Origin of the sequence: Arsukibacterium sp. UBA5043 (genome assembly GCA_002415085.1) — a bacterium.
Lineage (GTDB): Bacteria > Pseudomonadota > Gammaproteobacteria > Enterobacterales > Alteromonadaceae > Alishewanella.
The window spans coordinates 12254-32996 of sequence record DIBV01000009.1 but is presented as its reverse complement, the minus strand read 5'-3'; the positions used below and the strand labels follow the sequence as shown (position 1 = coordinate 32996).

Annotated in this window: 18 protein-coding genes; 9 read left to right on the top strand and 9 right to left on the bottom strand. The window is 50.7% G+C overall.

The window, feature by feature from the left end:
• Positions 1 to 39: 39 nt before the first annotated feature.
• A complete protein-coding gene (locus tag B2Q61_RS09925; protein WP_290619661.1) occupies positions 40 to 2265 on the bottom strand; it encodes an exonuclease domain-containing protein in 2226 nt (741 codons plus the stop codon).
• 121 nt (positions 2266 to 2386) lie between these two features.
• Here B2Q61_RS09925 and B2Q61_RS09920 point away from each other — a divergent pair, with 121 nt between their 5' ends.
• Positions 2387 to 2569, top strand: coding sequence for a hypothetical protein (locus tag B2Q61_RS09920; RefSeq protein WP_290619659.1), 183 nt, complete (start codon positions 2387 to 2389; stop codon positions 2567 to 2569).
• 3 nt (positions 2570 to 2572) lie between these two features.
• Here the strand turns inward: B2Q61_RS09920 and B2Q61_RS09915 are convergent, their stop codons facing one another.
• The 3 genes from B2Q61_RS09915 to B2Q61_RS09905 all read right to left on the bottom strand — a co-directional run bounded on the left by B2Q61_RS09915 (position 2573) and on the right by B2Q61_RS09905 (position 7776).
• Complete coding sequence (locus B2Q61_RS09915) at positions 2573 to 5722, bottom strand: efflux RND transporter permease subunit (RefSeq protein ID WP_290619657.1); 3150 nt, start codon at positions 5720 to 5722, stop codon at positions 2573 to 2575.
• Between the two features lie 24 nt (positions 5723 to 5746).
• Positions 5747 to 6877 carry an efflux RND transporter periplasmic adaptor subunit gene (locus B2Q61_RS09910; protein WP_290619655.1) on the bottom strand — a complete coding sequence of 377 codons (1131 nt, stop codon included), beginning with the start codon at positions 6875 to 6877 and terminating at the stop codon, positions 5747 to 5749.
• A 77-nt stretch (positions 6878 to 6954) separates the two neighbouring features.
• Positions 6955 to 7776, bottom strand: a complete 822-nt coding sequence (locus tag B2Q61_RS09905) for a zinc-dependent peptidase (RefSeq protein WP_290619653.1) — start codon at positions 7774 to 7776, stop codon at positions 6955 to 6957.
• Positions 7777 to 7888: 112 nt separating this feature from the next.
• Here B2Q61_RS09905 and B2Q61_RS09900 point away from each other — a divergent pair, with 112 nt between their 5' ends.
• Positions 7889 to 8362 carry a TerB family tellurite resistance protein gene (locus B2Q61_RS09900; RefSeq protein ID WP_290619651.1) on the top strand — a complete coding sequence of 158 codons (474 nt, stop codon included), beginning with the start codon at positions 7889 to 7891 and terminating at the stop codon, positions 8360 to 8362.
• A 47-nt stretch (positions 8363 to 8409) separates the two neighbouring features.
• On the opposite strand, the gene B2Q61_RS09895 is transcribed toward B2Q61_RS09900, so the two are convergent.
• Positions 8410 to 8751: a hypothetical protein gene (locus B2Q61_RS09895; protein ID WP_290619649.1), complete on the bottom strand. Its 342-nt coding sequence runs from the start codon at positions 8749 to 8751 to the stop codon at positions 8410 to 8412.
• Between the two features lie 111 nt (positions 8752 to 8862).
• Between B2Q61_RS09895 and B2Q61_RS09890 the strand changes: the two genes are divergently transcribed.
• Positions 8863 to 10020, top strand: coding sequence for a hypothetical protein (locus B2Q61_RS09890; RefSeq protein WP_290619647.1), 1158 nt, complete (start codon positions 8863 to 8865; stop codon positions 10018 to 10020).
• On the opposite strand, the gene B2Q61_RS09885 is transcribed toward B2Q61_RS09890, so the two are convergent.
• A complete protein-coding gene (locus B2Q61_RS09885) occupies positions 10017 to 11213 on the bottom strand; it encodes an ABC transporter permease (RefSeq protein ID WP_290619645.1) in 1197 nt (398 codons plus the stop codon). The two genes, B2Q61_RS09890 and B2Q61_RS09885, sit on opposite strands and share 4 nt — an antisense overlap.
• The gene (locus B2Q61_RS09880; RefSeq protein WP_290619643.1) at positions 11210 to 12139 is read right to left on the bottom strand and encodes an ABC transporter ATP-binding protein; all 930 of its coding nucleotides are present in this window, start codon (positions 12137 to 12139) and stop codon (positions 11210 to 11212) included. Before B2Q61_RS09880 ends, B2Q61_RS09885 begins: the two co-directional genes overlap by 4 nt.
• Positions 12140 to 12344: 205 nt before the next feature.
• Between B2Q61_RS09880 and B2Q61_RS09875 the strand changes: the two genes are divergently transcribed.
• From B2Q61_RS09875 to B2Q61_RS09860, 4 genes are read left to right on the top strand one after another with little or no spacing between them, the layout of a single operon-like run.
• The gene (locus B2Q61_RS09875) at positions 12345 to 12986 is read left to right on the top strand and encodes a methylamine utilization protein (RefSeq protein WP_290619641.1); all 642 of its coding nucleotides are present in this window, start codon (positions 12345 to 12347) and stop codon (positions 12984 to 12986) included.
• Between the two features lie 7 nt (positions 12987 to 12993).
• Positions 12994 to 15309, top strand: a complete 2316-nt coding sequence (locus B2Q61_RS09870; RefSeq protein ID WP_290619639.1) for a putative bifunctional diguanylate cyclase/phosphodiesterase — start codon at positions 12994 to 12996, stop codon at positions 15307 to 15309.
• Positions 15306 to 16136, top strand: coding sequence for a DUF3034 family protein (locus B2Q61_RS09865; RefSeq protein ID WP_290619637.1), 831 nt, complete (start codon positions 15306 to 15308; stop codon positions 16134 to 16136). The genes B2Q61_RS09870 and B2Q61_RS09865 overlap by 4 nt, the downstream gene beginning before the upstream one ends.
• Positions 16130 to 16552 carry a group I truncated hemoglobin gene (locus B2Q61_RS09860; protein ID WP_290619635.1) on the top strand — a complete coding sequence of 141 codons (423 nt, stop codon included), beginning with the start codon at positions 16130 to 16132 and terminating at the stop codon, positions 16550 to 16552. Before B2Q61_RS09865 ends, B2Q61_RS09860 begins: the two co-directional genes overlap by 7 nt.
• Here B2Q61_RS09860 and B2Q61_RS09855 read toward each other — a convergent pair.
• Positions 16539 to 16781: a DUF2798 domain-containing protein gene (locus B2Q61_RS09855; RefSeq protein WP_290619633.1), complete on the bottom strand. Its 243-nt coding sequence runs from the start codon at positions 16779 to 16781 to the stop codon at positions 16539 to 16541. The two genes, B2Q61_RS09860 and B2Q61_RS09855, sit on opposite strands and share 14 nt — an antisense overlap.
• Positions 16782 to 16832: 51 nt before the next feature.
• Here B2Q61_RS09855 and B2Q61_RS09850 point away from each other — a divergent pair, with 51 nt between their 5' ends.
• Both B2Q61_RS09850 and B2Q61_RS09845 read left to right on the top strand, forming a co-directional pair.
• Positions 16833 to 17780 (top strand): D-2-hydroxyacid dehydrogenase, encoded by a 948-nt coding sequence (locus B2Q61_RS09850; protein ID WP_290619631.1) that lies wholly within the window; start codon positions 16833 to 16835, stop codon positions 17778 to 17780.
• Between the two features lie 56 nt (positions 17781 to 17836).
• Entirely contained in the window at positions 17837 to 19927 is a 2091-nt protein-coding gene (locus B2Q61_RS09845; protein WP_290619629.1) for a tetratricopeptide repeat protein, read from the top strand.
• On the opposite strand, the gene B2Q61_RS09840 is transcribed toward B2Q61_RS09845, so the two are convergent.
• A complete protein-coding gene (locus tag B2Q61_RS09840) occupies positions 19880 to 20740 on the bottom strand; it encodes an RluA family pseudouridine synthase (protein ID WP_290619627.1) in 861 nt (286 codons plus the stop codon). The two genes, B2Q61_RS09845 and B2Q61_RS09840, sit on opposite strands and share 48 nt — an antisense overlap.
• Between the last annotated feature and the right edge of the window lie 3 nt (positions 20741 to 20743).

The following is a 20743-nucleotide window of genomic DNA, read 5'->3' as shown; positions in this document are numbered from 1 at the left end:
ATTTTGCATCATTGCAAGAAAAAATAAGCAGCGCCAAATTTAACGTCTGCCATTTATCATTTTAAGTAATTCGACCGTGGCGGTCGCATCATCCAGCGCGCGGTGGTGGTTGGTGAGGTTGATGTCGAACTCGGTGCATAGCTTGCCTAAACTGTACGATTGCAGGCCCGGATAGTAGCGGCGCATATTGACTACCGTGCAAAGCTGCGGCATATCGAAAGGCATTTGTAGCCGGGTGAATTCGGCGCGGATAAAGCCATAATCGAATTTAACATTGTGGGCGACAAATACCGCACCTTGCAAAAATTCACTGAGTTTAGGTGCAATATCGGCAAAAGTAGGCGCATCGCTTACCATGGCGCTGTTAATGCCGGTTAGCCGGGTAATAAACGACGGAATATAACGCTGCGGGTTAATTAAGGTGCTGAAGGTATCGAGCACTTCACCGGCCTGCACTTTTACTGCGCCTATTTCAATAACCCGATCTGAGCCTGCTTTGCCGCCGGTGGTTTCGACATCCAGCACCACATAAATACGGTTGGGGTCGATAATCCACTGCAGCTTTTCAATGCGGGCGTTAAAACCGGCCTGTTGCAAGGCTAAAAGCCTGGCCAGCTGATGGCGCTGTATTTTATCGCCGGGCGCTTTTACTTCAATAAACTGAAGCTGCTGATCTTTAATCAACAGTAAATCGGGGTAACCACTGCGCTGGCGCTTAAAATCCTGCGCCATGGAGCGCAGTATGGGTACCAAGCTACTCGTGCCATCTTTTGCGAAGCCACAGTAAGTTATTAACGGTAATAGCTGCTCTGCTAAGTCACTGTGCCAGTAAAACAAGCTGTTGGCTTTGCCGTAGTGGGCGGTTAGCGCTGTCAGTAACTGACTGGGTGCATTGGGTGCGGCCAGCTGGCTAAGCTTGTGCTCTATATCGGTTTTAAACTGCTGATAAAAGCCGCCGCTGCTCAGGTTGCGGGGCCGGCGCTCAAACGGGTTATGCAGCGCACTGTCCTCGTGCTCAAACAGCTCGTGCCAGAACCACAGGCCAAATAGCGCCAACCACAGGTTATTCTCGCAGTGAAATACCCTATAGCCTTGCGCGGCATAATGGGCCATTAAGCCCTGCTCGGCTTTGCCCAGATAGAGCTCATCAATACCGACCAGTGGCGCATTGTACAGCAATTCAGTCAGCCGGCTGCGCTGCCCGCCACCATCAGGGTTAAACTTACGCCGGTAAAAATCATCCGCAAACAGCCATTCTTCATCACAGCTGGGATCGGCCAGTAATTGCTGCAACAGCACTTGCGCCTGGTCGGTTTGTTGTTGTTGCACCAGCAGTCTCACCAGCCGCTCACTGGCCGGAAAGCCATTGCTTAGCCGATAAAAGCTGATGGCAAGTTCCGGTAGCTTTGCCTGCTCAGCCAGTTTGCCCAGCTGATAACACAGCTCGCTGCGCTTAAGTTGCAGCGCCTCGTCCTCATGGTTGGGCCAGGCACTTACTTTGCTAAACCACTGCTCCAGCAACGCTGGTGCCGTATCTGGCTGTTTTTTTAATTGCTTACCAAGCTCTGTTATTGCCGGTCTGGCACTCGCCAGTTGGTAGGCCAGCTCTGCCTGGCTGGCCTCAGTAAAGCGTGGTTGGAATTGCTGTTTAAACTGACCGCTTTGCCGGATCCCTAAATCGCGCAGGGTAAATAGTGATAAATTGGCCTCGATGCGGCCGAAATATAAAAAGTACAAATAGTTCAGCGCATCCTGACGTTTCAGCGCAACATAACGCTGTGGCAGTATTTGAATGATTTGCAGCCAGTTAACCTGCAGCTTTAACGCCGCGCCCAGTAACAGCGGTTTAGTCTGGCTTTTTTTAATGGCTAAATCGGCCACCTGCGCTTTCCAATCTGCCGCTGAAAACTGGCTTTTAGCCAGTTGCACTAATTGCCACAAGGTGTCTTTGGTTAGCCGCAGCCAGAAATCAGTTAAATCATCTGTAGTTAGCGGCGCGATAAAGCCTACAGCAGCCAACTCATCCAGCACCGGCCCGGTTGGGCCAATTTCAGGGTATTGCAAATCGGCATCACTAAATACCAGGCCCTTGCGGTTTAGCATGCGCACCAGCAGTTGCTGGCCATTTTCGCTAAGCGCAGTAAAGTCACTGATAAACGCAAGGCTGTCAGGGGTTAATACCGGCTGGTAGTGCTGGCTGACAAACTGCAGCAACTCATTAAAGTGCTGCAGATAATAACCGCTGTCGAGTTCGGGTTGCGCCATCGTTTTACTCACGTTAAAAATCGGTCGTCACTTTAGCCTGTTACAACGACTGTTGGCCAATACTTACTGCCAATGTTAAGCTGCTGTTTTTAAGAAAAGCTGATACCAAGGGAAAATTATCATGGGTAACTTACTGACCATTCTTGTTATTTTATTTGTCAGCCTGTTTGTAATAGTGACCCTGGTAGAGAAATTCGGCAAAAAAGCTGAAGATCAGGATTTAAGCAAATACTCCCGCTGGATTTACCCGCTGATGGCCATCATGCTCGGTGCTATGCTGATTAAGCATTTTTTTATGTCTTAACCGCTAGTTCCTGCCGACGCGGCGTTGTTGCCACTGCATAACGGTGACCAATAGCGCCGGCAAAAACGTCAGAGCAATAATCGTTGAACACAGCAAGCCGGTTAACACGATAATACCGACGCCCCGATAAAGCTCAGTGCCTGCACCCGGGATAAAAACCAGCGGAGCTAAACCAAAAATAGTGGTGGTGGTTGACATTAATATCGGCCGCAAGCGGGTGGCTACCGCCGCCGTTACTGCCTCAATAACGTCACAACCCTGTTGCTGCAAATTTTTGCGACTTTGATCAACAATTAAAATTGGATTATTAACCACCGTACCCAGCAAGATTAAGAAACCCAGCATGGTAATCATATCAAACGGCTGACTGATACCCGGCAATCCCAGCAGGTTAAGGAGATCTCCCAGACCATTAATCAGGGCTAACCCCACCAGCCCACCGGCCAACCCAAGCGGCACCGTGGCCAGAATAAACAAGGGATAGCCCCAGTGGGTAAATATCGCCACCAGTAACAGATAAATCAGTAGCAATGCGATGGCAAAGTTGCCCCCCAGCGCTGCCTTGGTGGCATCTAACTGATCGGCCGCTCCGGAAATGCTCAGATTAACGCCGGAGGCAATGTCGCCAGCTCGTTGCAGTTGTGGCACCAGTTCGTCCTGGACCCGCGCTACTGCCGTTTCCAGCGCCACCTCTCTGGGTGGAATAATATATAAAGTGACCGTACGCCGGCCATCTACCCGGCGTAAACTGGCGCTGTCAGCTACTTCAACCAGATCGGCCAGTGCATTTAACGGCAAAACGGCCCCCTGGGGTGTTAGCACAGGGGCCTGAGCCAGTTGCTGCAGAGTTTGATTGGTACCCGCGCCGCTGAACAGGAAAATATCGACTTTATCATCCAGCATAAAGAATTCATCCACAAAGGCACCATCACTGAGCGCCGCTACCGCAAAGCCGAAATCACTGGCGTCAAATCCCAGCTCGGCCAGCCGGTTCCAGCGGGGCCGGATTTGGATTAATGGCTGATCCAGTGACAACGACGATGGATCAGAATTTAATTGCGGATTATCGAATATCTGGCCGGCGGCCAGATAAGCGGCTTCGGCGGTACGGTATAAGTTAGCCAGATCTGGCCCGAAAATATCCAGTGCTACAGCCCGGGTGCCACCGTCATTACTTGAAATGATTGAGCCGCGCGCTGAAAACGCCCGCATTCCGGGATACTGGCGAAACAACGTGGTTAAGCCATTCATCATGGCCTCGATATCTTCATCACGGCTCGGTTCGCTTAATACCCAGATCCGCCCGACCGACACACTAAGCGAATAATATTGTAACGACGGAATAGATTCTTCACCGCGGACGAATAACTGCGGATCAGCATTTACGGCATCATTTAGTATCTCTCTGATTTCTTCAGCAATCAGGCTCATTTCAGATAAATTATAGCCGGGCGGCGCTATCATTTGTGAAAACGCCTTGGGCTCTTCCCCTTCTGGCAGATACTCAGCAGGAGGCAGTAATATCCAACCGGCGCCAACGGTAAGCGCCAGAGTCAGTACGAGCGTCAGTAACCGGCTTCTACCGCTACTGATAATTGTGCCAATAGTACGCAATAACACACCAGGCTGCTTGTTGTCGTTATCGTCGCGGGTTAATGCGGCGCCAGAGCCGAAACCCAACCGGGCAATGGCGGCGGGCACCACAAACACCGCCACCAGCATTGAGGCGATGATGGCCGAAGCAATGGCAATGGCGATGTCGGAGTAAAGCTGGCCGGCTTCCTGTTCCACAAATAAAATGGGGGCAAATACCAGTACCGTGGTCATGGTAGAGGCCAGCACCGCCGGCCAGACTTCCTGCACGCCGCTGATGGCCGCGTCCAGTCGTTTCTTGCCACTACGTCTGGCTTGTTCAATACTTTCCAGCACCACTATGGTGTTATCGACGGTCATGCCGATGGCAAAGGCAATACCCGCCAGTGAAATAACATTAATTGTGCGGTTAAACAGCAGCAGCCCTAGAAAAGCGGCAATGGTGCAGATCGGCACGCCCATCACTGCCACCAGAGTAGCGCGCGGCGAGCGCAAAAATAAATACATTACCAAGGTTGCCAGGAGCGCTCCTAACCCAAGGTTCGTCCAGACATTACGAATAGAGCTTTGCACATATCGCACATCGTCACTAACCAGTTTTAACTGTAAACCATTGGCTGCCAGCATGTCCTGATTAATCCGCTCCACCTCCGGCAGCATGGCATTTTTAATATCAATAACATTGGAGCCACTTTCCCGCCGCACCGATAAACTTAAGGTGCGTTCCCCGTCTGAGTACGACATGTCACGCACTTCAAAATGGTCAAGCTTTATCTTTGCGACGTCCTGCAACAACACCTGGCTGTCACCGCGTTGCAAAATAATCAGCTTTTCCAGTTCACTTAAATCACCAAACCGGCCAACCATCCTTAGCAAATAGCGGCGCTTGCCACTGTCGATATCACCGGCTGAAGCGTCAGTATTACGGTTACGAATCGCCTGGCGGACGTCTGTCATGCTGACACCGCGCTGAGCCAGCCGCGCTGGGTCAACCAGTACTTGCACCTGACGCGCCGCGCCGCCGCTTACGCCAATTTCTGAAACCCCGGCTACCCGCTCCATTCGTGGTCTTACATAATCTTCGGCATAATCCCGCACCATATCCATATCCAGCCCCAGCGGGTTACCTGGCAGTGGCATTAAACGGAAATACATAAACGCATTGCTGGAAAAAGAGCTGCTGAACAGTCGCGGTTGATCAACATTCTCCGGATAGGCATTGACCTGACTCAGGGCATTGCTAACCCTGATCAACGCTTCGTTAATATCAACTCCAAACGGAAACTCCAGCTCAATGGTGGCAGAGCCGGTTTCAGCCAGGGAAGTCATCCGTTTCAGGTTGGGTAAGTTGCGCAAATAGCGCTCTTGTTCAATCAGGATCTCTTTTTCGACATCTTGCGGTGTCGCGCCAGGCCAGCCGGTAACCACACTGATAGTACGTACTTCCAGATCCGGGATCATTTGCACCGGTATCCGCATGGCTGCGGCAATACCCAGCACCGCGATTATCAGTACCACTACTGCTAAAATCGTGCCACGGCGTATACCTGCTGCCAGCATAGCTGCTCCTTATCTGGTTTGAATTTAGTCCGGTTGCTGCTTTGACAAAATGCTGACCGACTGGCCGTCGCGTAAGGTTTCATTACCACGGATCACTACCGGCTCACCTGCCACTAAACCATCGGTAACTTCAATACCCTTGCCATTGCGCCGGCCAAGCTTAACCAGGCGCCGGTTGGCAATGTTGTCCCGCACGGTAAACACGCTGAAACTGCCATCCGGATGACGTAAAATGGCATCTGCGGGCACGATCACATTACCCTCGCCCTGGCTTGTCATGTTAAAGGTGGCACTGGCCGATGTACCAGGTAAAAGGCGTAATTGACCAGCCTGCCCGGGTTGTTGCAACTGCAGACGCACCAGAAAACTGCGGGCCTCAGCATCAATTACCGGCACAGTGGCGATGATATCTGCTCTGAGCTCTTTTTCCGGCTGCATATCGCTTTGCACTTTTATCTGCTGCAGCTTTGTCAGTGTTTGAAAGTATTCCTGAGGCATTTGCACATCTAAATACAACGGCCTTAGCGCCACCAGTTCCAGTACCGGTGTGCCCAGACTTACCCATTCACCGGCATCGGTAAGTCTGCTGGCGATAACGCCGGCAAAAGGCGCAATCAGTTGGTGACGTGCCAGTACTTCCTGCTGCTGCGCCAGCGCAGCCAATGCCTGCTGGTGCAACGCTTCAGCACGAGCCTGATTGGCTTGACGCAGTGCCAGTTCTGTTGGCGGAAATAATTGTTGGTCGGATAATTGTTCGGCTTCGGCAACCAGACGACCGGTTTCAGCCAGCTCGGTGGCAGTTACCCGGCTGGCCGCCTGTAATTGCTGCAACTGCTGCTTAGCCAGGGCCGGATCCAGCTCCAGCAGAATCTGACCTGCGCTAACTTCATCTCCGGCATCCACTAACACCCTGGCAACCAGGCCATCGGTTCGGGCCGACAAGCGGGCATGCTGGCGGGCGGTGAGCGTGCCCGTGAGTGTAAGTTGCTGCCCCACCTTTTGTTGCTCAGGCATGGCAACGCTAACCGGTACCGCTTGCTTCGCCTGAGTTTGTGCTTGCGCTTGCGCAGTAAGCAGGATGAAAAAAAAAGCAGTGCCTACGGTTAAAAAAGATATTGTGACATCGGGACGACAGGTGGCTATCCAGCTTCGCATATGGCATCCTTTGCTAAATAAGAACCGTTCTTGTTAAGCAACAGAGTATGGCGTATAGCTGGCTTTAGATCACTTTTTTATTGCCAGCTTAACGGATTTAGCCGGTAAAACTGACTTAATTGCTGATATAACGCCGGGTACTGGGCATGTAATTGTTCAGGTTGTTCAAAAAACACTTCGGAAATTACCGCAAAAAATTCAGCAGGATTAGTAGCACCATAACCGTCCAGCAAGCCATGAACGCCGTTGGCAGTTTCTTGTTGTAACTGACTAAACGCGTGCTGCATCACCGTTGACCATTGTTGATAATCACTGCTGCGGCTTAGCAGCGGCGCACCGGTGGCCAGACCTTTTTCCTGATCCAATTGATGAGCAAATTCATGAATAACCACATTACGGCCGTCATCGGGTGCTGCTGCACCTTGCATCGCATCCTGCCAGCTTAATACCACTTTACCCTGGCCCCACGACTCGCCGCTTAACACCCTTCGTTGCTCGCTTACTATCCCTGCCGCATCGGGCGACGTCCCCCGGACGATAAAGGCCGCCGGATAAATTAAAATTTGTGCCAGCTTGGGATAATAATAATCGGGCCGGTTCAGCAGTAATAAACAGGCCTGTGCGGCAATCGTAACGCGCATTTCATCGCTAACGGTCAGGCCTTCACAACCAATAAACTTTTTCTCGGCAATAAACACCTGAATAAGCTTCTTAAGCTGGAGCTGTAAGTCTGCTGGCAACGCCCGGAAATAAGGCATTCTTTGCTTAAGGATGGTACGCCACTGCTGCGGAAAAGGCTGACCCTGTATTTGTTTGCGCCGGTAGCGACGCCACGGTTCCTGCCCCAGTACAGCGGCAATGATTAAGCCGCCAAGCAGTATCACGATCAGGGTTGGCAAATTTTGGTATCCTTAAGCTGTACTTGCATTAACTATCAAAACACGCTGAACTGTTTGAATGGGGCTGCGTCTTATCCAAATCAAGCGGCTTTGCCGTCAACATGGAGTACCTATGTTTAATTTATTTAAAAATTTGATGGAAAAATCTAATTCAGACTGGCAAGGCAGCGGAAATGCTCATAGTCAGTGGCGTGAGGCCGGCCTTACTGAGCAACAATACCTTTCAGTGATATTGATGCTGCAATTGTCTCATGCCGACTTCAGTTCAGAGCAGCAGGAACATGATGTTATTATGCAATATATGCAGCAGGAGTTTGGCTTAACCGCTGACAAAGCTGAACCGGTGTTTGCTGCAGCTCTGGCTCAGGCGGGGGATGCAACCTGCCTGCATGGTTTTACCACTAAATTAAAAGATCTGCCTTATGCCGACAGGCTGACGTTACTTGATCAGTTATGGAAAGTGGTATTTGCCGATGGTGAGCTAGATCCTCATGAGGAAGCAATGTTGCGGAAAATTGCTGATTTACTATTTATTCGCCACAGCGATTATATTCAGAGCAAACTGGCAATCCAGCCACCTAATTAACAGGTGGCAGATTGTTTAGAGGCCTGAAAAGCCAGCCCGTCAAGAGGTTAGCGCTCGTCTTTGTTCAGTACTTCGCCCTCGATCACACGACTATCACGGCTAGACCGCTGAGAGCTATCATGCGGCTGTCCACCATGTTGCTGATGTTGTTCGGCGTGCTGACGGGCTGCCTCAGTAAAACGTCGCATTTTTTTGCGGTAACGATAAATAACAATAGGGATCACCAGCCAGCTTAGCAGCAGCATAAATAATAAAATTGCGGCGGCTACCACCAGCATGATCCCCAGCACTATCCAGGCCAGTAAGCGTTGCAGCAGGTTACCCCGTTGACGGTGGGCAAATTGTTGCTGCCAGGCCGCAGCCTGCTGACGAAACGAAGAATTAAACATAACCACTCCACATAATTCGGCACAATAATAAAGCATCCGGACCGCCTTGTCGCGAGCACCGCTAAAATTTGCAGTTATACTGTACCTATGATCTGCATCAAGGACAGTAATATGAGTTACTTTTGGCTGAGCTTTAATTTGCTAGCAACGTTAGCGACGCCCATTACCCTTGGCACCAACGTTACAAAAGTTAATGATCGGGCCAGCAATCAGATCCAATGCATTATGCAACAACAACATCAGCGTTATAAATTGAGCTATTTACCCTGGCGCCGGGCTAAACATGAGGTTAAACAGCAGCGAATCGATGGCTACTTTACCGCTGTGCCAGACCCGGAGATTACCCAATACGCCAGCTTGTCGGCTCCGTTATTTTTAGAAAACTGGTATTGGTTCTCGCGCAACAACCAGGATCAACCCGCTCCCACCAAAATTCGTTATGGTGCCGTGTTAGGCAGCCATCAGGCTGATTGGTTCCACGCCAACGGCTACCAGCTGGACGTTGAAGTTAACACTCTGGCTCAGCTTGTACAGCTGCTGGCTTTACAGCGTATAGATATGATGCTGGCAGATCAGGAAGACTTTGTGCTGATGCAAGCAAGCCTGAAACTGCCACAGCAGCAATTTAAACGCCGCTTCTTTCGTTATGTTGCGCTTGGAGTTTACTTTTCCAATAATTTTCTGCAGCGGCAGCCAGATTTTTTAACTCGTTTTAATCAGCAGGTACATCAGTGCGCCAGCAGCCCTTTTGCCTTGCCCGAAAATGAACAACAGAAAATTACCGCCTTGCTGCTGCCGGCGGTAACGGATCTACGCCAGCACGATATGCTGATTACGGCGATCCAGGCCCGTAATGATCTGCAGCAAAGCATCGGTTTCATTCAGCAGCATGATGAGCTGTGGGTAACCGAACAGGATCAGCAAAAATCAGGGCTGGCCGATACCATGCTGACAAGTACGCTGTCGAAAATGCTCGGCCAATGGCAGCTTAATTTCGCTGGCATTGTCACTGAAGTTATTGTCACAGACAATCAGGGCGCAAATGTTGCCATTAGCGCGGCGACTTCAGATTACTGGCAGGGCGATGAGGCCAAATTCCTCAGTATTTTTGCGCAACCCCGAACGTTTTACCTGGGGCCGGTGGAATATGACCAATCCAGCCGGCGTTTTTTAACCCACTTAAGTATGCCTGTACTTCACCAGCAACAGCATATCGGCACCATCATTGTTGGTATTAATATTGAACAGGCACTGACCGAGCGCAACTAATCTGCTTTATTACTCAGCGCCCAGCCGACAATCTGGCCCCAGCTGGGTTCTTTGCCATACATTTGCATGCCACGCAGGAAAATCCGGCCGGCAACCCGGCGTATCCACCATACTGCAGCCACTAGTAACAACAACGACAACGCAGGTTGCCACCAGGGCAACTCAACCATTGCCATTTTTACCGGCATAGCGGCAAAAGAGGTAAGCGGCAGCCAGCTTAATATCGTCATGGCGGTGCCGGTGGGGCTGTCAATAACCAGATAGGTAAACAGCATCGGCAGCCAGGTAATCATCATTACCGCGCCCTTACCACTGGTATTGGGGTCGTCAATTGACGCGGCAATCGCCCCCATAAAACAGGCGCTGAGTAATACCCCCAGTAACGCAAACGGCACCAACCAGGCCAGCACGCCCCAATTCAGCCAGCTAAGGTTAACACCGTCATCCCGTATCACCACACTAACTACAATAAACACCAGCAACATAACCAAAGCCGAGGTCAGCATTGCTTTCATCGCACTTAAACTGTGGCCCAGTACTTTGCCGTCCATCCATTGCTGCGGCGTGACAATAGCGTAAAGCTGCTCGGTTACCCGCTGCTGTTTCTCACCGGTTATGCTCAGCAGTACCTGACCAAAGGCAGTACTCAGGCCGATAAACAACAGAATCAGCACACCCAGAGCAATCATTTTCTCCGGCGTGTCTTTCCCTTTAAAATTTTCATCCAGATAAGCGTAATCAAGCGCCAGTGGCTGTTGCAGTTGCGCCAGTTGTGCCGGTGTTAACTGCAGTTTTGTCGCGTATTGCTGGCGAAAATAATCTGCCAGCTCAGTTTCCAGTTGCTGTTGCCATTTTTTGGCGGCAAGGGTGTGCAGCACCACGCTATATTGATCAGATTCTGTCGTGTTGAGCGTAATCACGCCGTGCCAGCTTTCGCCCGCTTTAAGCTGCGCCAGTTGCTCGTCAAGGGCAATAGTCGGCCGTTGAAACTGAAACTGTTCTGTATTACTGATAGTGAATTCTGCTGGTACTGCTATGCGGTATATTTTGCGGCTTTCATCAGTAAAATAGCTCCACAGGGCGACGGCAGCCATTACCGCCATCATCAGCAAATAAGAGATTAGCTGCTGTTTCCATTTGAAAAACCGCAAAAACTCCCATTTGGCAACAATGATACTTTGTCTTGAAATCATGCCTGTTCCCTTAACTGATGCTCTGCCATCGCCGTTAAATATAACTGATGTAAGTCAGCGGTTTGCATTTCTACCTGGGTCAGTTCTATCTGGCTCACCAGCTGCTGCAAAATGGCGGATACATTTTGCGCTGCTGTCAGCTTCAGCACAAAGCGGGTGCTACTTTGCATGTCAATCTCCAGCTCTGGCAGCCACTGCTGCAATTGTTCAGCGACGACCGGCCCGGCGCAACTTATCACCATCTGGCGCTGCGAGCCGGCCTGTTGCTTAATATCAGCCAGGGTACCGGCCAGGATCGCTTTGCCCTGTGCCATCAGCAACATATGATCGGCCAGTTTTTCTACCATCGCCATTTGGTGGGCACTTAAAATAACCGTCATACCGCGGGCTTTGAGCGCTTTAAGAAAGGTAACCACTTTTTCCTGATTAATCGGGTCGAGTCCGGAGAAGGGTTCGTCCAGAATCACCAGTGCCGGCTGATGCAGCACGGCGGCGATCAGCTGCACTTTCTGCTGATTGCCTTTGGACAACTGTTTTAGATCTTCTGAGCGCCGCTCGGTCAGTTCAAACACGTCCAGCCAGTGCGCCATTTCCTGCAGCGCTTTTTGCTTAGTCAGACCATGCAATTGTGCCAGATACAGCAGATTTTTTTCGATGCTTTTGTCTGGATACAAGCCACGGTCTTCCGGTAAGTAGCCCAGTAGCCGGCGCGGCACATGGTCGTAATGCTCTTGCTGATGACTGACCAGAATACTGCCACTATCAGGTCGGGTCATGCCAACCAGCATGCGGATAATGGAAGATTTCCCCGCACCATTTGGCCCCAGCAATGCAAAAATATCGCCGGAATTTATCTGAAAACTCACCTGGCGTACTGCGGCAATATCGCCGTAATCTTTACTAATAGCGGTAACAATTAACTGCATAACCTGCTCTGTGTTGACGTGTTATTTTTCTAAACTAACACTGCTGCACTTTACCAGCCAACGACAAATTGTTAGTAAATATGTAAGCGGTTGTTGATGATTTATCACCAGCCCAACTATATCCGTGGCGAACGTCGATTATATTTGTCGCTAAGGCCAGACCTTGCTATGGTATTTAACATTCTCCGAAAAGCGTGCCGGTATTATGAAGTTAGCTTTAATCGCCTGCGGACTTGTTGTAGCTATGGCGCTGTTCTGCGGCCAACTCAGCGCTGCAAGTTTAACCATCAGCATAAGTAACCAGCAGCAGCAACCGCTGGCTGACGCCGTGGTAGAACTTCGCTCGCTTAGTCCGTCGCAAATTACGCCACAACGGATCCAGGTCGCTCAACAGCAATTAACGTTTGTCCCTTTTGTTAGTGCAGTGCCGGCAGGCAGCATCGTAGAATTTCCCAATCTGGATAAAACCCGCCATCATGTTTATTCTTTCTCTCCAGCCAAACAATTTGAAATTAAGTTGTATGCTGACAAGCCGGAAGCGCCCATTACTTTTGATACGCCCGGCATTGTAGCGCTTGGCTGCAATATTCATGACTATATGCAGGCGTTTATTTATATTAGTGAGAGTAACCTGGTAGCAGTAAGCAACGACGCAGGAAAGTTGCATTGGCCAGATATTGCTCCGGGTCAATATCAACTTTATGTTTGGCATCCATGGCAACTGGCAGAGCAAGCGCCCAGCACATTAGAGATTGTCATGCCGGTACAAACCAGTTCGACTGCGCTGGCGATTGACCTGTCGCAGCAAAAACCTCAAGCGCCCCAACGTGGCTTTGGTAGCAGGTAGACTCGTGATGTTTCAATCGCTGCGCAGCAAATGGATTAGTCTACTGGTAATATTGCTCAGTGTGCTGATGCTGGTTACCGGCTATGCAACGTTGAAGTCGATGCGAGCCAGCTCAATCCAGCAGGCAGAATTGTCGCTGGAAGTTGCCAGCAAAGTTTTTCAGCAAGCCCTTGACAACCGTGCTGCACAGCTTAGCAATAGTGTCAGCTTGCTGGCGGCAGATTTTGGCTTTCGCCAGGCGATTGCTACCGCTGAACAAGCCACTATTGATTCAGTATTACAAAACCACGGTAGCCGGATTAACGCGCAACTGGCTTTACTGTTAAATCCTCAGGGCGAGTTACTGACTAGCAGCGCCAGCTTAGCTGCATCTGACATCAAACAGTTACGCCCCTTTACGCTTGGCAGCAGTGCCGTAACCGAGATCATTCTGATTGATGGCCAGGCATTCCAAATGGTTCTGGTGCCGGTGCGAGCGCCAGTGGTCATTGCCTGGGTGGGAATGGGATTTTTAATCGACGTCCCGCTGGCTGAACAAATTAAAGGCATTACCGGGTTAGAGATCAGTTTTATTCAGTTAGATAATGATGGCAGTCAGACACTTACCAGCACGCTGCCCAGTGCCACTCAACAACAGTTATCCGCTAAGCTGACTGAGATTATGCTGGCAGCTGATGCCACGCATTTTGCTGCCGACTTTAGTTTTATTACCCGGGGCAAGGCCCTGGATGACGAACAGCAGCTGTGGGCCCTGTTACACATGCCGGATGACCGTTGGCTGGCCAGTTATCAGCAGTTACGCCAGCAACTGGTAGAGATTTTTGCATTTGGCCTGCTGCTGGGTCTGATTACCGCATTTTTATTTGCCCGCAGCATCAGTCAGCCACTGCGCCAGTTAAGTGAATTTGCCAAAGCGATCGGCCAGGGTAAGGTAGCGCTGCCGCCGGCTATCAGCCAGGATGAGATTGGTGTATTAACCAGTACACTGGTAAACATGCAGCACAGTATCGCCGCCCGGGAGTTACAACTACGCCAGCAAGCCGAACACGACGCCTTAACAGGCCTGTTTAACCGCCATGCAGTAGAGCAACGCCTGCCTGACATTTTACAGACTCGCCAGGGTACCTTATTACAACTTAACATTATTCAGTTTAAACATATAAACGATACACTGGGGCTGGCTAACGGTGATATTTTACTGCAACTGCTGGCACAACGTTTAGGGCATCATCAGCCAGCGCCGGCCTTTTGCGCCCGCCTGAATGGCGATGAGTTTCTGATGTTCTTTGACGAAAGCCTGACCGAGCAACAGTTAGTCGATTTATATAATAGTCTGCAGCCCGCTTACAATATCCAGGACTCGTTAATTAATTTAAAAATTGCGATTGGGATTTACCCCTTTCAACCGGGGCAGGGCTCAGCCAGTGAAGCATTGCGCCGGGTCGATTTAGCGCAGGAAAACGCCAGCCAGGCTGGTGGCGGTATCGCCTTTTATCAAAGTGGTCAGGACGAAACCCATCAGCGGGAACTTACCATTATCCGCGATTTACCCGGCGCTCTTATCAGTGACCAGTTGTACGTGGTATATCAACCAAAAGTAGAGCTGGCATCACGGCAGTGCCACAGTGCGGAAGCATTAATCCGCTGGCAACACCCGCAACTGGGGTTTATATCACCGGTTGAGTTTATCGCCACCGCTGAGCATTCGGGCAATATCAGCCTGATAACCCAGTGGATGTTGCAAACCGTTGTTAAGCAGCTGGCAGCCTGGCAGCAGGATTATCCTACGCTCAGGGTAGCGGTGAATCTTTCAGCCGCCGATTTACTGGATCAAAATCTGCCGGAGCAAATTCGGAGTTTGCTTGAGCAATATCAGGTACCTGCAACTGCCCTGGCGCTGGAGGTGACTGAAAGCGCCGTCATGCAGGATACCAATAAAGTGATTGCTAACTTAAACAAATTAAAAGAGATGGCGATTAATCTGGCGATTGATGACTTTGGCACCGGCCAGTCATCGCTGGCTTACTTAAAACAGCTACCGGTCAATGAAATTAAAATTGACCGTGCCTTTGTTAAAGATATAGAAACCAATACCAACGACGCATTAATTGTCAATGCCACCGTTAAACTGGCGCACGGCTTGGGTTTCAAAGTGACGGCAGAAGGGCTGGAAAACCTGGCAGGGTTGAGTTTTCTGCATGATGCCGGTTGCGACACAGTTCAGGGTTATTTTTTCAGCAAACCGTTGGCAACTGCTGATTTCAGCCTGTGGCTTACGCACTTTGCCGCTACCGCCAACCAACCAGCAGAGGTAGCTGAATGAACTGCAGGTTATTATTAATTATACTGTGTTGCTGCCCGGCCATCGCTGCTGCTGGCAGCAAAATTATTGCTACCGGCGGGGTAACCACAGTTGAGGGCAACGCCGGCGGCGGCATTGTACCGTGGGCGGTAATTAACGGTTACGCCAGTAGTGACGAATGGGCAGCAACGGCCTTTGGCGGAAGGGTTGCTGTCAACGATTTCAGCCTGCACAGTGCCGGTATTGCCTTAAGTCTGGACAATAGCTGGGAATTCTCTTATGCCCGCCAGCGCTTCGAGCTGGAATCGATTGGCGGCAGCCTGTCACAGGATATTTTTTCAGTCAAATATCATCTGGCCGGAGAATTACTGTACACCACCATGCCGCAAATTAGTGTCGGTGTTCAGCACAAGCGCAATCAGGATTTCGCCCTGCCAGCCGCTGTCGGGGCCACCCGTGCCAGCGGCACCGACTTTTACCTGGCAGCCAGCAAGGTGCTGTTTCATCAGGTAGCAGGACGAAACCTGCTGTTAAACGGTACCCTGCGTGCCACCAAAGCCAATCAGACTGGCCTGCTGGGGTTTGGCAGCGCTACCGACAACCATTATGAAGTGGTGTTTGAAGGTTCAGCAGCAGTGCTGCTGAATTATAATCTGGCCATTGGCATTGAGTATAAGCAAAAGCCGGATAAGCTGGCTTTTGCTGCAGAACAGCACTGGCGCGATATTTTTGTCGCCTGGTTTATCAATAAAAATGTCAGTGTTACCGGTGCCTATGTCGACCTTGGCGACATTGCCGGCCAGGGTTCTCAAACCGGTTACTATCTGGCGCTGGAGGCGACATGGTAAAACCAGGTATATTGTTTGGATTTAGCCTGTTACTGCTGCTAGGCTGCAGCACTGCGACGCAGCCCGTTTTATATCAGCGGTTGGGGGCCGACGAAGGCATCAGCGCCATTGTTGACGGGTTATTGTTCGAAATTGAGCATGATGCAAGAATTGTTCATCATTTTGCAGACACCGATATTAGCCGCTTCAGAGCGATGCTAACAGAGCAGTTGTGTGAGCTGAGCGGCGGTCCCTGCCGGTACAGTGGCAGCACCATGCAGGAAAGCCACACCGGCTTTAATATTACCCTCGCAGATTACGACGCTTTGGTGGAAGGTTTAATTAAAGTGATGCAACGCCAGCAGATCAGCATTGCAGATCAAAACGCGTTGCTGGCATTGTTGGCACCGATGTATAAAGATATCAGCTACCGCTGATCTCAGGCGCTTTGATCAGCAAGGTGGTGAGCTGCCGACTCAGTGGGGCAAATATAAACACTAATGGAAATGCACAGGCATGGGCGTACATGTAGGCATGCATCCAGGCGCCGACAAAACCACTAAACCATCCTAGATTGATAAATGTCAGTATGCCTGACATCAGGAACGCCATAAATCCAGACATAATAAACGCAAAAATTCCAGCTTGAAATTTAACAGGAAACATAACCCCTCCCTAACACCGGGCCCTATGATAACCAAATGATTAGAGGATTGCATGACACATATCGTATTTCTGGATGCTGGCTCAATGGGCGATACCGATTTAAGTATGTTGCAATTACCGGATTGTCAGCTGCAATGTTTTGCCAGCACAGCACAGCAGCTCGTGACAGAGCGGCTGGCAGAAGCGGATATTGCCATTGTCAACAAGGTGGAACTCAACCAGGATATATTACAGGCACTCCCCAAACTTAAACTTATTTGTGTCGCTGCTACCGGGGTTAACAATATTGCCCTGACCACTGCAATCCGTCAGGGTATCAAAGTATGTAATGTCAGAGACTACGCCGATACCGCAGTGCCCCAACATGCCATGGCGTTGTTGCTGGGGTTAACCAATCAGATCTGCAATTATCAGCAAACCCTGGCCAGGGGTGAGTGGAGCCAGAGCCCACACTTTTGCTTGCATAGTCACCCGTTGACAGAGCTTGATGGCAAATGTTTTGTCGTAGTTGGCTATGGCGCATTGGGACAGGCAACTGCCAGGCTTGCCGCCGCTTTTGGTATGCGGGTTCTGATTAGCGAACATGCGGGTGCCGAGCACTGCCGGGAGGGCAGAGTGCGCTTTAACGAAGCACTGTCTCAGGCTGACGTATTGTCTTTACATTGTCCACTTACCGCAGACACTGAACAATTACTCAACCGTGGAACGCTGGCGCTGCTACCGGATGGCGCTATTATTATTAACACTGCTCGCGGCGGCCTGATAGACGAAAGCGCGTTATTAAATGAACTGAAAACCGGCCGGCTGGCGGCAGGTCTTGACGTCCTTTGCAGCGAGCCCCCTGCAGCCAGCCATATATTGCTGCAACATGCCCGGCCCAACCTGCTGCTTACCCCTCACATTGGCTGGGCCACCCCTGCTGCACGTAGCAGAATGACCGTACAACTGCGTGAAAATATCAGTGCATTTTTAGCAGGACACTCGCTGCGACAGCTATAGCCTGACCAACACTTTCCGGCTACACTGGCTGCAAAAAAATGAGCTAATACTAAACTATGCGAATTCGCAGTACTTTGCTGGTCTGCTTTATGGTATTGGCCAGTCTGATGCTCAGCGATAAGGCCTTGGCAACCGAGTTGGCTGAACGCTTGCGGCTGGCTTCAGAAAATTATGAGCAGGTAATTACCGAACTACTGGTCAGCAACCAGCAACACCACTATGCCGACTGGCTGGTGCTGGCGCAGGCGTATCTGAGTTCGAATAATAAAGACGCCGCCATCGCCGCGTTACAACAGGCTGAAACCTTAGCCAGCAGCGAGCAGCAGCATGCACATATTGCCCTGCTTCGAGCTAAAGTCTATGGCATTTTATTTCGTGACACCCGCCACGCTATTAGCTATTTGCAACAGGCCGACACCTTATTGCGTGCCAGTACTGATATTGCTGCCCGACAGTTATACAGTGAAGTACTGACCAATTTTGCCCAGGCCCATAACCAACTGGGCGACTTGACTCAGGCAGAACACTTTGCCAGCCAGAGCCTGAACTTAGCGCTCGACTTAAAAGATCTCCGTAAGGAGCTGGCCGCCAGGATTATGCTGGGACGGCTGGCATTGCAAAATAATAGGTTTGGCCAGGCACATCAACAGTTGCAGCAAGCACTGGTATTGGCTGATACCCTGGATGATAGTGATGCCAGGGCCTCCATTCATTTCCGGTTGGGCATGGCTTTTCGCAAAATAGGTGAACATAATCTGGCACTGGAACATATGCAGCACGCTGCCAGTCTTTACCAACGTCTTAATGACTTATCCAGTTACAGTTATACCCTGGTTTACATCGCTGAAAGCCATCTTGAATCAGCCGGGGGCATCGCTCAGGCCGAACAATACTTACTGGAAGCGCTAGCCATTAGCGAGCAAATTAATAATGTCATGCGCACCGCCATCGTAAAACAAAGTCTGGGGCGCGTTAGCAGGCTGCGCGGTGAGAACTTGCAGGCGGCTCAATATTATAATGCGGCATTGCAGCAATTCCGGCAAATTGGTGCGCAGACGTATGTCCAGGAAAGTGCGCTGGCACTTGCAGAGTTAGCCCTGATGCAGCAACAATTTAGCCAAACTGAACAGATTATTGCTGACCTAAGCCCCGGCATAGAGGGCGCAGCCAATTACCTGCAGGCCCGCTATTACACCTTGCGAGCCGAACTGGCGGAGCATAAACAAGACTGGCAACAAGCATTTCTCTTAAACCAGCAAGCCAATAAGCTCCACTTTACTGAGCTAACAACCACTACCGCAGAAAAGCTTACCGAACTAAAAGACCAGTTAAAGCAGAGCAATACTCAGCACCACAGCAACACTGCTCAGCTATTGCAGCAGCAGAGCCTGCGCCAGACACTCTGGTACTGGAAATTAGCTGCAGCGATATTACTTTTTCTGCTTATCGGGTGTGGCGGAATGTATTGGTGCCTGCGAACCCGTCACAACCAGACTAAATCGGTGCAACTGGCATTTTTACTGTCACACAACTGGAGTCGGTTCTGTGAGCGGCTGCAGCAGGACGATCGCGGTAAGCAACCACTACAATTAGTGGCTATTGCGCTGTCCATCAGTCAGCAACTGAAGCTGGATTTGGGTGAAGAGGCGCTGCGCCAGCCGCTGCAGGCGGTGCTCAGTAATCTGAACATCGCGCAGCTAAGCGGCTGCTGCATCAACAGTGATGTATTATGGCTTGGCTGCCGGGCGAGTCCTGCAGAGACCGCCTGTTTTGTCAGACAACTGGAAACAGATATCCAGCAAGCATTACCGGCCCTGGCAAAAGAAAGTCATCTGATCCGATTGCAACTTGAAGTGTCGCAGTTACTTGGTTCGCGATGGCAGGCTCATGAGCTTACAGCGCTGCGTGAAGCGTTTTGGTTAAGCTGGAAACTGGCGAGCATCACTGACAACACATCACCTTGCTGGCAGCTCAAGCTCAGCGCTGAGCAGCCACGCCCCTGTGAATGGCAAACCAGCAATCTCAGACAGGACATGATAAATGCGCTGCAACTGGGCGCCTTAACACTTACCCTAAATGATGAACTGCTGCCCGCCGATTTAAGCCTGGCGATGGCAACTGAGCTCGCTGAAACCTGTGAGCTGTAATTCGCTACTGAGCGCGATGGCACGCTGATGGTGCTGCAGCGGACAAGTAAATGCGATGGCACTCGCCTGTAGTGCCAAACCACTCTGGTTTTTGTTACCTTCGCCATAGCGTGGATCACCCATTACCGGATGATCGACGGCGGCAAAATGGCGCCGGATTTGATGTTTCCGACCACTAATCAAGTCAATTTCTAACCAACTGCTGTCGGTAGCAGCGTCGTAGCAACGCAGCACAAACCGGGTTAAGCAGGCCTTGCCATCCAGTGGCTTACTGATTTCTGCAGCAGCCAGCAAGCCAGGACTCAGTTGACCCTTCACTTGCACCAGATAGGTTTTAGTCAACTGCTGGGCCGCAATCAGTTTACTGAACGCGGTTGCTGCCGCCCTGGTATGAGCAATCAGCACCAGACCACTGGCTTCCCGATCGAGCCGATGCAGTAAAAACACCGGCCGGTTGCCAAAATGTTGTTCGGTAAATCGTAACAGGCTCAGATGATCACCCCATTCATTACCCTGGGACAGCATACCAGCAGGTTTAAACCAGATACTGTACGCACGAAAGTCGCTAATTAGCCGGGCGGGTGGGCAACTACGGCTCAGAATATCGGCATCATAGTGCAGTTGCAGCACCTGGCCTGCCTTTAACGCATATTGAGACCTTCGCAGCCGTTTTACCGGCTTAGTCAGCAACTGCACCGCGCCTTTGCTCATCGCGTCTTTCAACCTGCCCTTAGCCAGTTCCGGTACCGCCGCAGCTAAAATACTAATTGCCTGACCTGCGGCTTGAACGTCAATCTGGCGTGACAACTTCATCTA